This window comes from bacterium (assembly GCA_021372535.1).
Lineage (GTDB): Bacteria > Latescibacterota > Latescibacteria > Latescibacterales > Latescibacteraceae > JAFGMP01.
In genome coordinates this window covers 43,019-54,134 of record JAJFUH010000170.1, presented here as the reverse complement: position 1 = coordinate 54,134, position 11,116 = coordinate 43,019, and the positions used below count along the sequence as shown (strand labels likewise).

The window sequence follows — 11,116 nt, the reverse complement described above, 5'->3', positions numbered from 1 at the left end:
GAGTACACCATCGATGACAGGAGGTTCCGACGTTTTTCTGGCGGTATACAGGGGAACCTGAGATGAAATGAATGCCCTTTTATTATCACAATTCCAAAGGATAACCGCCCCTGTCAGAATTACAGCCGCAACAACCGGAGCATTTCTCATATATCAATCGATTCATGCAAAGGATTGGCAGGAGAGTTCAATGATTTCTGAATATAGCGCGTAACGGTACATGAGTCAAATAAAAGTATCCGGTCATCCCTCAAAAGAGGTGTGAAAAACCAAAAGACAGGTATATGGCATATGACAGAAGATAAAAGGGAGAAATGGAAATCTTCAGAAACATTTATTTGATATTGACTTTCGTGATTATTACAATTATATTTTTAAGTCTAAATCGTAACTGAGGCATGACCGATGCTGAATAAACGGGATATTGTGCTCGGGCTTTTTATCCTGATGTTTTTTTTAGGATTCGTTCTGATTGTCACGATCATGCTCTCGTCAATGAGTGCAGATGGTTTTCGTGTCGCTCAGAAGCGCGTGGCAGTCATCGAGATCGTCGGCCCCATCATCAGTCCGGCATCAGTGGTGAACAAGCTCGAACGGTATATGAAAAATAATAATATCCCGGCTGTGGTCATACGGCTCGATACTCCGGGCGGGGGTGTGGCTGCTTCGCAGGAGATATACGAGACCATTATCAAAGCCCGGTATGCTGGTAAGAAAATTGTTGCCTCAATGGGTTCGGTTGCAGCGAGCGGCGGTTATTATATTGCCGCAGCGTGTGATACCGTAGTTGCAAATCCGGGTACTATTACCGGGAGTATCGGCGTCATAGTCAATTTTGCCGACTTTTCGGATCTCTATAAAAAAGTTGGAATCGATTTTCCTGTGCGAAAGTCAGGGAAATACAAAGACATTGGTAGTTCGGCCCGGAAGATGACCGATGAGGAAAAAGCCCTCATTGACAGCGTGATCATGGATACATACGACCAGTTTGTCACTGCGGTTTCCGAGGGGCGTGACATAGATGCCGAAACCGTGCGGTCGTTTGCCGATGGCAGGGTTTTCACCGGCAGACAGGCAAAGGAACGCGGACTGGTCGATGTGATGGGAACCTATCAGGATGCCATCGATATCGCCGGTACCATGGTGGGGCTTGGTGTAAATCCACCGGTTTTGAAAGAAACCCGCACGTTCTGGGAAGATATGCTGCTTCATGGTATTACGAGGTTGCAGTGGCTTAAGTTCGAACAGGGAGAGCCGCATTTACTCTATCTGATGTAATAATTGCAGCCGGGGCTTTTAGGGAAGGCTTTCGGCGGCAAGCCGTAATCAGAGAGAATATATGGTATCTCATATTGATAGAAAATAATTGTTTTTTTACATTTTACAAGCAGCGTCCGAAAGGAGTTCAGCATGACGAAGGCGGACGTCATCGCACGAATAGCTTCCCAGACAGGTTTGACCAAAACCGATGTTCGCGCAGTGGTCGAGGGATTTCTTGATTCGGTGAAATATGCGCTCAAGAAGGATGATCCCCTGGAAATCCGTGGTTTTGGAACGTTTTATAATATCAAGAGAGCGCCCCGTACGGCGCGTAATCCGAGAACGGGTGCGGAAGTAAAGATTCCCGCCCGCAAACAGCCGGTTTTTAAGCCTTCCCGTGAAATGAAAAAGGAAGTCGCCGAATAGAGACGTATAACGAAAGGAGATTCATGTGCCATGCGGTAAGAAGCGGAAACGCCATAAAATTGCCACTCATAAACGGAAAAAACGTCTAAGAAAAGACAGACATAAGAAAAAGATCAGATAACCGGTTGAGTGTTTTTACCCCCTCCTCCGGTTACAGGGCAATTAGCTCAGCTGGATAGAGCGTTGGCCTCCGGAGCCAAAGGCCGCGCGTTCGAATCGCGCATTGCCCACCATAATTTATATTGTTCGTCGGGGCGTGGCGCAGCCCGGTAGCGCACCAGCATGGGGGGCTGGGAGTCGTTGGTTCAAATCCAATCGCCCCGACCATGAACAGATCGGAATGAGCAGATAATATCTGCTCATTCCGTTTTAGGGGATGGATCACCCGTGAGAAGGACTGTATTACTCACCAATGACGACGGTATCTTTGCCGAGGAAATTCGTGTTCTCCGGAAGGCTATTGACACGGTCTGGGAGTCGTTCGTTGTCGCTCCAGAAAGCGAGCAGAGCGCCGCAAGCCATGCTCTCACTCTCAACCGGCCGCTCCGGGTGAGAAAGATCGATGACCGTACCATGGCGGTCGATGGGACACCGGCGGACTGTGTCATGCTCTCGCTCGAAGGAATTCTCCGGAAAAAACCTGACCTCGTGATATCGGGGATAAATAACGGCGGTAACCTCGGTGATGATGTGATATATTCGGGAACTGTCGCCGGAGCTGCGGAAGCGACCATTCTCGGAGTACCCGCAATTGCCGTTTCGTTTGTCGATCCCGAAAACACCGATTTTGAAAAGGGCGCTCTGGTTGCTATCCGGGTTGCGGAGGCAGTGTTAAAAAATACCCTTCCAAAGGGGGTATTCCTCAATGTAAACATTCCCGGTCACTGGAGCGGCGGTTCTTATGAAGTTACCACCCTCGGAAATCGTCCGTATCGTGAAGTGATTGTCGAGAAGGTCGATCCGCGGGGAAAACCATACTACTGGATCGGCGGCCAGGCTGATCAGTGGAGCGGCGGAGAACACTGCGATTTCGCGGCAATCGAGCGCGGAAATGTCTCCATCACTCCTCTTCAGCTCAATATGACTGCCGTTCAGAGCCTGCAGGATATATCGAACTGGCATATGTAATAACGGAGAGTTAGTTTTGTGATTGATTATGAAGTTGCCAGAATCCGCATGGTAAAAGAACAGTTAATCAGCCGAGGAATCAGCGATGAACGTGTTCTCGGCGTAATGAATTCTCTCCCCCGTCACTTCTTCGTCGATCAGGCATTCTGGCCGAGAGCATACGGTGATCATCCGCTCCCCATAGGATGCAACCAGACAATTTCGCAGCCGTACATAGTGGGCCTCATGACTCAGGCGCTCGGTCTTTCGGGAGGCGAGAGAATACTCGAGATCGGTACCGGTTCAGGCTATCAGGCCGCCCTGCTCGCAGTTCTCGGATGTACCGTTTATACCATCGAGTACCATGAAGAATTACTGAAACATGCCATGGCGGTCATAAAAAAGCTGGGAATACAGAATATCATGTTTTTTACCGGAGATGGAAGCGTCGGACTTCAGGAACAGGCTCCTTTCGACAGGATACTTGTGACTGCCGGCGCCCCGGATGTACCGGATTTTCTGTTGGACCAGGTTGCTCTCAAAGGCAGGCTCGTTATCCCCATCGGAAACCGTAACACCCAGCGTCTGATAGTTATTATCAAAGGCGAAAACATGATTGAAAAACATGACATATGCGACTGCGCTTTTGTTCCGCTTATAGGCAAACAGGGATGGACGAATGGCTGATGCCAGGATTTTAAGGCGGTTATATGACTGGGTGATTCAATGGGCTTCTACACCCTATGGCCCGGCGGCGCTTTTCCTCCTTGCTTTTGCCGAATCGTCGTTTTTTCCCGTTCCTCCGGATGTGCTGCTGATTGCCCTTGCTCTGGGAGCTCCGGGAAAGGCTTTAAGGTTTGCGGCACTATGCACAATAGGTTCGGTTCTCGGCGGGATGTTCGGATATTATATCGGAATGATGTTTTTTGACAGAATCGGGTATAAAATACTTGACTTTTATGGTTTTTTGGATAAATTCGCAATGGTTCGTGACATGTATATCAGATATGATGTCTGGTTCGTCGGCGCTGCAGGGTTTACACCGATCCCTTATAAGGTTTTTACTATCGCAGCCGGTACGTTTGACATGGATTTCACCAGGTTCGTTGTCGCTTCGTTGCTTTCACGGGGCGCGAGGTTTTATCTTGTCGCCGGTCTGCTCTGGAAATTCGGTCAACCGATAAAGTGTTTTATCGATAAATATTTTAACATTTTATCGATTATTTTTATTATATTATTGATGCTCGGTTTTGCCGTTATGAAATACTTACTCTGATGTTTCGGGGTGTAGCGCAGCCCGGTTAGCGCGCTTGCTTCGGGAGCAAGAGGCCGTCAGTTCAAATCTGACCACCCCGACCATTGTCCCGCAATAAGTTACACATTCTTGTCAGCACAGAAAGCAAGCGCTCATTTTATAAAAATGTACTCAATCTTTACTAAGTGAACCGCTTTAAGCCACCGCTCCTACATGCTTCCATGTAATAAACCTCTCACATTGGTCAATCGCACATTCGATACTCTGAACTTCAGGGCAAGCTGACATTTACTCACACCTTCCTTATGAAGCCTGCGAATTTCGATAACCTTTTCTTCGCTGAGTTTAGCGGCAAGATAATAAACCCTTTTCGTTCCCGTCCGGGAAAAATCTTTTCAGTCTTTATTCGCGGTGCATGTAAGGCAACACCGGTCAGGTCATTGACTCCCCGGAGTACAACAGTAATGACACCGGTTATGTTCTGCTGCGAATAAAAGGTGCTCATTATTTTTACCGGACAGTTTTATCTCACATTATCAATATCATACCATTTTTTTCTTTCGTAATAAACATAGTACCATTATATTCGTATCTGATACAGAATCATGTATTATAATGATTTTTTTCACTGCACTGTTTCACTTTTTTGTACATATTATAGTATGTCTTTAAAAGCGGCTGTACGGCATTACGCGTTTTTTTGTGAATAAGTAAGGATTGCACCAGATTCTTCTCCTTTTTGACTATTAAGTTTCTGCTTGTCATACAGTTCATCATCGATTGTGTAAAGAGAGGATTTCACTATGGAAGTCAAAGGAGAAGCTTTACTGTCAATACCGCTGTTCATACTGAAAAAGTTCGGTAATAAAGGCTATGAACGCTGGCTGGATTCGCTGTCTCCCCATGCAAGAGAAGTATATAGTTCTCCAATACATAAAGGTGATTGGTTTCCTCTAAGACAATTGATTATTGAACCAACACAAAAAATATGCGAATTGTTTTTTAATAATAGTTATCGCGGTGCATGGGAATGCGGACGGTACAGCGCCGAGTATGGATTGAAGGGGTTTTACAGGATACTGGTAAAACTGAGTTCTCCGCAGATACTGATCAAAAAGGCTGGCCCGATTTTAAGTTCATATTACAAACCGAGCGCTATTGAGATTGGGGAAAGCGGAAAGAATTTTGTTCAGGTCCGTATAACCAAATTCCCTGAAATCGACAAGCTAATCGAACACAGGATAGCCGGCTGGATGGAACGTGCCATTGAGGTCTGCGGCTGCAAAAATGTAACCGTGGTAATATTAAAATCCCTGACGGAAAATCAACCATGTACCGAATATAAAATCTCCTGGAAAACAAACTTATAGTAATTTTGTACATATTTTACCCAGCGGGAGGATCGTCATGAAACGTCGCGAAGCAGTACGGCTGATTCCGTTGACTTTGGCGGGATTGAGTAGAATTGCCAGTCAGGCGAACGCCGCAGAAACATGTTCGGGAGCGTGTACTGAAGGTGGAAATCTTCCCCCGGGAATGCAATACCAGAAAAATGTCCTCGACATGCTGTCCCGGATCCGTGAAACCCAGTCGGAAAATCTTCTCGAATCCTCTTATGCGATAGCGAGAACCATCCGCAAGGGGAATACGCTCTGGCTCAACTGGGATCAGGGGCACGGTACCAACTCTGAAATGTTTCCTGGCCGAAATGGGATGCCTCTGTTCTGCTCTCACGGCTACGACATCAAGAAAGCTAAAAAAGGGGATATTCTCATGGCGAGCCGTATTCTCAGCCGTGAGGAATTCGATGATCTCGGTAAAAAGGGAATATTTGTAATAGGTGCCCCCTCACCGTGGAGCGGTGATGCCATAGGATTTGAAAATATCACCGATGCCATTCGACCCCTGCAGATCCGTCCTTATTCAAAAATCTGGATCGACACTGGTATAACCAGCCTCGGCGCAATCATGAAGATTCCCGGGATGCCCGCTCCCATCGGCCCGATTTCCGGCCCCCTGTATATGACCCTCATGTGGATGATATTTGCCGATGTATGCCGCATCCTCTCCATCGAGGGGAAACCGGTTCAGGTTGATGGCGATGAACCGGCGCTTTCGGGAAATAATGTCGGATGGGTGGATGTGGATGATCCGCTCATGGATAATTTTCTCGATGAAATCGGGCGGGAAATGGAGCTGATCGGTTCCGAGCTCGGGGATATACGGAAAATTGCTTCGATGGCTGTCGATACACTGCTCAACGGCGGAACTGTCTATTATTACAGCCGTTACAGTTACACGTTTGCCACCGAGACAACAGGCCGCCGCGGCGGATTCGCTTTTGCACGGTCAATGTCGGACGGCGATATCAAGGGTACGGCGAAAGACTGTGTCATCATGGGAGTATACAAGCCGGATGATGAGGCTGACCTCAAAAATCTCGGTGAATTTAAAAAAATCGGTATGCGTGTCGCTTCCATCGGCCCTGTCTGCCGTGATTTCAACATACCCGAAGGCCGGGCGGTTCACAAGGAAACGGAGGTTCATGCAGGTCGCATGATCGATACGTACGGTCTGTATGCCATACCGGGATTCGAGAAAAAGGTATGCCCGACATCGGGTATTATCATGTTTGCCATCAACTGGGCGATCAGCCTCGAAATCATCGAACAGATCCGTACGCGCACAGGCGGCAATATCCCCGGTGTTCACTTTTCCGGCGCCCTTAAATGGGGCAATGGCTTTAACAGCCGTATAAGGACGATGGCGACTGACAGAGGGTATTAAGCCCTCTATGGTCTTTACCGTACCCCTCTTTCGATCATGGGAGAAGGGTACGGTAATCTCTTGCGAAACCTGTTCGGGTATCTGCCGGATAAGCCCGATATATGAGCATATTGATGATCACTTACGCATTGTGACAACGCTTGTAATGCCGTCGAGCCCCCATTTGTTGACCGGCTTCACCTCGAGTCTGTTCGTTCCACTCTTGAGTGTCCAGGTAAAGTTCATCGGTGTTTCTTTCCATTCGCCGTTGTCAAGACGAGCCATTACTTTATCGAGGTTCGGAGTTACCGTATCGAGCACGACAGTGACTGCGTTCGGATTACCGGATTCATACAGGAAAATCTGCACCTGGTTGATAGTCCAGTACATGTCGCGGTAATGCGATGTATGGTAGGTGTATTCCTCGTATTCCGGAATGGTGGTTTTTTTCCACCACAGATACCCGTCATAGCTGTACTGGCCGAAACCGTGCTGGAGCTCGCCGGGAAGCCAGCTTTCGATATAATTGTTACGGGTCGGGATACCGGTTCGCGCTTTCCAGTTTATCGGATCGGTCAGTTTCGATTCAGCCGCCTGGTCGCCGCGCCACTGTTCTTTCCAGAGAGCGGGAGTCACAAGCCGTATATCGCTGATTTTCCCGGCGTTGACTGCTTTGAGGATATCCACACAGCTTAATAGTTTGCCGTCCAGTTCCATGTGAACGGTTCTCAGCGAATAAGCATTGAAACCGATATCGAAGAGTATCCACCGTTCGTAATCGTCAGACCATATTTCCGAAACGAAATGGTGGTCGAGGACATTCCCGCGGGCATTGAGACCGACCGCCTGGCAGCATTGCACGAATGTATTCGCATAGATAGTACACATGCCGGATGCCTTGAAATCCGAGTTCATGTTGAGCGCTATCCAGGCGTCCCACGGTGTTTTGAGTCCCTTTGTCCGGTCGCCGAACCATGCATCCCGCCACTGGCCTCTCAGCCATGTGGCAAGCACCTCGAATTTTTCGAATTCGCTCGAACAGCCGCCAACCACTTCGTCGAGCCGGAAATATTTCCGGAGCCATTCGAGACGGTCGTCACCGAACGGCTGATAAGCATAATTATAATAGCCGCGGATGATTTTACGGTTTCCCGACATATCGGCGGTGAGTCCCGAACCGGATTCCCCGCTTATATCGATGACTGCGGTGACCGTAACCTTTTTCAGCGAAGGCGTTTTCAGAGCGTTTTCTGTTTTTAGCAGCGCCTTCCATTGAAAGAACTTCCAGTCCTGACGGGTATTTTTCATGGAACGGTATTCTTCCGCAGGTTTCCAGCTGTCCCATGCCGCAGGATCGTACGAGGGCGTTGAACCGCCCCGGAGATAGAGCGCGATCGATGTTTTACCGGGAAGATCGGCGTCGGCTTTAACCTGAATGTCCTTCACCGTGAAAAGCGGTTTTACCGGATCGTTTGAAATCATGTCGCCGGTGTTGATAAAATCGGAGAGTATCTCCCCCTGCTGCGGGTAATGGGAGAGCCGCAGGCGCACGAGATATTCGCCGTCGCAGAATCCCTGTTCTCCGAGATGATCATAATCCCAGGTCAGTCCTGAATCAGCGCTTTTTGCCGAACGGTTCGGAAAACGGCAGTTGTCGATATACAACGCGATGGAATTGGAGCCGGAGGGATATATCACAAAGGTATTGATACCCCTTTTCAGCAGCCGCGGATCGATATCGGCGCGGCACCAGCCTCCGGTCAGCATGCGGTCTTTATCAAAGGTAACGGCAACGGGAGTTCCGTTCACTTTGATCGTGAACTGCCCTTCGGGGATACCTGTGGTGTATATCAGCAGTGTCGCTTTTTCCGCTGCTGGATCGGGGATAACAAGCTCTTTCCGGGCGCGTTCACCCTTGCCGAGTACATCGAGCGTCGCATCGGTGATATTGCCCATCTCGTCAGCAATGAGTTCTGTCTTGAGAAGCTGTGCTGTTCCCGGATTCGTGCTGACATCGATCGAACGGTCGTACAGGGCACTGTCCCATGCATCGGAGCCATCGAAAGTCATGGTACAGGTGTTTTCGACAGCCGGCGCAGATGCAGCGTAAAGAAAGAGAACGAGCAGTGTCGCGGCAGGAATTGAAATTTTTCCCATCGGTATTTCCTTTCGTGGCAGTGGAGAACTATCCGTCAGGAACAGTAAGGATAGCGCATTTTCCGCAACCATGATTCTTTCAGCGGAATAATCATAAAATACATAAAAACAGGAATTATGTGTATAATTCTTTTCCCCGTTGCCAATCCGATTTATCCGTGAAAATCCGCATTCTCTTCAATGCTCAGAAATATTGCGGGCCCAGGTTCTGAATCCGGTTGAGCGGAATACCCAGAGAAGCGCGCTTCAGGTCACGATAATCACCTACTTTTTGAATGCCTTTTTCATCCAGGGTATAGATAGGGATCATTTCAATATTATTGTTTCCAAGCCCGCGCTCGTTGAAAATTCTCATCGATGGCACTTCGCGGGGATCATGACCCATAATCCAGCCGGTGACAGCATCCACCGAAACCCGTGAACGGCCGACAGTGACGAAATTCGTGATCTCTGCGCCGCTGAAGCCTTCTGCAAACACACCTTCCACCATATTTACATATGGTTCCGGAAGAATCTGGAGGCAGTCGCACATCCTCTGCGCCCATTGCTCTCCCCAGAAGAGCCGTGAATCCGCAACATCGTATATTTTATACAGTGCTTTTTTTCGTTCCTCCGCGGTTCCCTTCGTTTTCAGGTAGTCGTCATGAACCCGTATGAATGCATCATAACCGCCCATTTCCTTATATTGTTTATAGAAGCCCCCGTGATCCCAGTGTTTATAACCCATATCCCCATGTTTAATAAAGGATTTCTCTACGAGAGACCTGAAATCAGGGTTGAAATCATCCATGAATTGCCTGCGCCATATATCCAGCGTACACCATGAGTCGCAGATATGACCGTAACCATTGGGCATGATACCCATGTGGTTTTTGACAGTGAGTGTTAGCTGTGCGACAGGATGAACATGCGCATGGGCTATATTGATGAAGGTTGTCCCTTTCTGATATGCGGGTTTGTACGTACAGAACCGCCGTGCCACAACACCTTCGGGATTTTTATACCATATCAGTTCGGAGCGCGAATAATCACTGAAATTCCCGATGTTGGCATCGATAAGCGGCAGATTATGAGCATCAAGCAGTTCCTGAAACCCGCTCTCGACAACCTGAGATTGCCGGACTGAACCGCGCAGACCCATGGCCACATTGTTGTTACCTATGTCGCGCAGTCCATCCACCAGACCAACAGTGAAATAGGGGTGAACAATACCACTGTGACATTCGATAATTTTTCCATTGAAACCGACCATGTTAGGTTTTATGAATGTTCTGCCTCGTTTTTCCGTGCCTTTACGGAACACAAGCTCTGAAATCCTGTGTCCAAGACGTTCCATCTGATCGGGCACCGGCTTCAATCTGCCTTTTTCATCCTTTTCGGTTTTTATTCCTGTATAAATGATAAATACGGCATCCGGATTATCGAGTATCTCCTCGCGAAGAACGGGAGGAATATTATTTTTTTCGCCTTTGTCCAGAATCTTGCACACATCCCGTATTCTCATACCTGTCGTTTTACCGGGTTTCGTGGCATAATCAACCGTAACATCCCTTTCATTGACAGCACTCCAGGCACTTCTCATCCACGCATGAGCGGCAACAACCGCGCCGGTGGCAGCCCGGAAAAATGTGCGTCTCTTCATCGTAGCCTCCTTTTTCTATTTCTCTTTTTCTGATTCACTGTTTTCTCGGACATTTTTATCTTTTATATTTTTTTGCTTCAGTAACATTACCCCGCCGGATAAAAGCTGCATGCCCGGCTTCAATCCGATACATATGCTGTCCTGCCGCAAAGCCGGAGATATCGAACAAAAAAGCGGGTTTCACTGCCACATTTCCCCGGGCTTATTGTCCGGACGCATTGACCGCCCATGTTATAGATGGAAAATGTGATATTAACAACAATTCTATCATGAATGCTTTCTTCCGGCGCTTCTCTCTCATGTTTGTTATTTTCTCCCGAAACAGCTAACATTAATAAATCGAGTAACGATACTATGTGATGTTTTATGGCAGTTCCGCAGGTTTTAAACTGAGATGTGAACAACAAGTTCCATATGAAACCCGGATATATGCTTTCCCGAATTCGCTCATCGAGCAGTACAATCTATTCTTACACATGTCGAATAGTCCCGAATCAACTATC

General features: G+C 47.9%; 9 protein-coding genes and 3 tRNA genes. 10 read left to right on the top strand and 2 right to left on the bottom strand.

From position 1 onward, the window contains the following. Nucleotides 1–405 precede the first annotated feature (405 nt). The 10 genes from sppA (at nucleotide 406) to LLG96_14970 (ending at nucleotide 6,835) form a co-directional block, all read left to right on the top strand. Nucleotides 406–1,278: a signal peptide peptidase SppA gene (gene sppA / locus LLG96_15015; protein ID MCE5251519.1), complete on the top strand. Its 873-nt coding sequence runs from the start codon at nucleotides 406–408 to the stop codon at nucleotides 1,276–1,278. 132 nt (nucleotides 1,279–1,410) lie between these two features. Beyond that, nucleotides 1,411–1,686: an integration host factor subunit beta gene (locus tag LLG96_15010; GenBank protein MCE5251518.1), complete on the top strand. Its 276-nt coding sequence runs from the start codon at nucleotides 1,411–1,413 to the stop codon at nucleotides 1,684–1,686. 156 nt (nucleotides 1,687–1,842) lie between these two features. After that, a tRNA-Arg gene (locus LLG96_15005) sits at nucleotides 1,843–1,919 on the top strand. Nucleotides 1,920–1,936: 17 nt separating this feature from the next. Next, nucleotides 1,937–2,013: transfer RNA gene (locus LLG96_15000), tRNA-Pro, on the top strand. Nucleotides 2,014–2,073: 60 nt separating this feature from the next. Beyond that, entirely contained in the window at nucleotides 2,074–2,814 is a 741-nt protein-coding gene (gene surE / locus LLG96_14995; GenBank protein ID MCE5251517.1) for a 5'/3'-nucleotidase SurE, read from the top strand. Nucleotides 2,815–2,835: 21 nt separating this feature from the next. Further along, a complete protein-coding gene (locus LLG96_14990) occupies nucleotides 2,836–3,480 on the top strand; it encodes a protein-L-isoaspartate(D-aspartate) O-methyltransferase (GenBank protein ID MCE5251516.1) in 645 nt (214 codons plus the stop codon). After that, nucleotides 3,473–4,069, top strand: coding sequence for a DedA family protein (locus LLG96_14985; GenBank protein MCE5251515.1), 597 nt, complete (start codon nucleotides 3,473–3,475; stop codon nucleotides 4,067–4,069). The genes LLG96_14990 and LLG96_14985 overlap by 8 nt, the downstream gene beginning before the upstream one ends. 5 nt (nucleotides 4,070–4,074) lie before the next feature. Then, nucleotides 4,075–4,152: transfer RNA gene (locus tag LLG96_14980), tRNA-Pro, on the top strand. A gap of 699 nt (nucleotides 4,153–4,851) precedes the next feature. Next, nucleotides 4,852–5,418, top strand: a complete 567-nt coding sequence (locus tag LLG96_14975) for a hypothetical protein (GenBank protein ID MCE5251514.1) — start codon at nucleotides 4,852–4,854, stop codon at nucleotides 5,416–5,418. Between the two features lie 37 nt (nucleotides 5,419–5,455). After that, a complete protein-coding gene (locus tag LLG96_14970; GenBank protein MCE5251513.1) occupies nucleotides 5,456–6,835 on the top strand; it encodes a hypothetical protein in 1,380 nt (459 codons plus the stop codon). A gap of 117 nt (nucleotides 6,836–6,952) precedes the next feature. Here the strand turns inward: LLG96_14970 and LLG96_14965 are convergent, their stop codons facing one another. Further along, nucleotides 6,953–8,971 (bottom strand): transglutaminase-like domain-containing protein, encoded by a 2,019-nt coding sequence (locus LLG96_14965; protein ID MCE5251512.1) that lies wholly within the window; start codon nucleotides 8,969–8,971, stop codon nucleotides 6,953–6,955. Between the two features lie 184 nt (nucleotides 8,972–9,155). Beyond that, nucleotides 9,156–10,613 carry a DUF362 domain-containing protein gene (locus LLG96_14960; protein MCE5251511.1) on the bottom strand — a complete coding sequence of 486 codons (1,458 nt, stop codon included), beginning with the start codon at nucleotides 10,611–10,613 and terminating at the stop codon, nucleotides 9,156–9,158. Nucleotides 10,614–11,116: the final 503 nt, after the last annotated feature.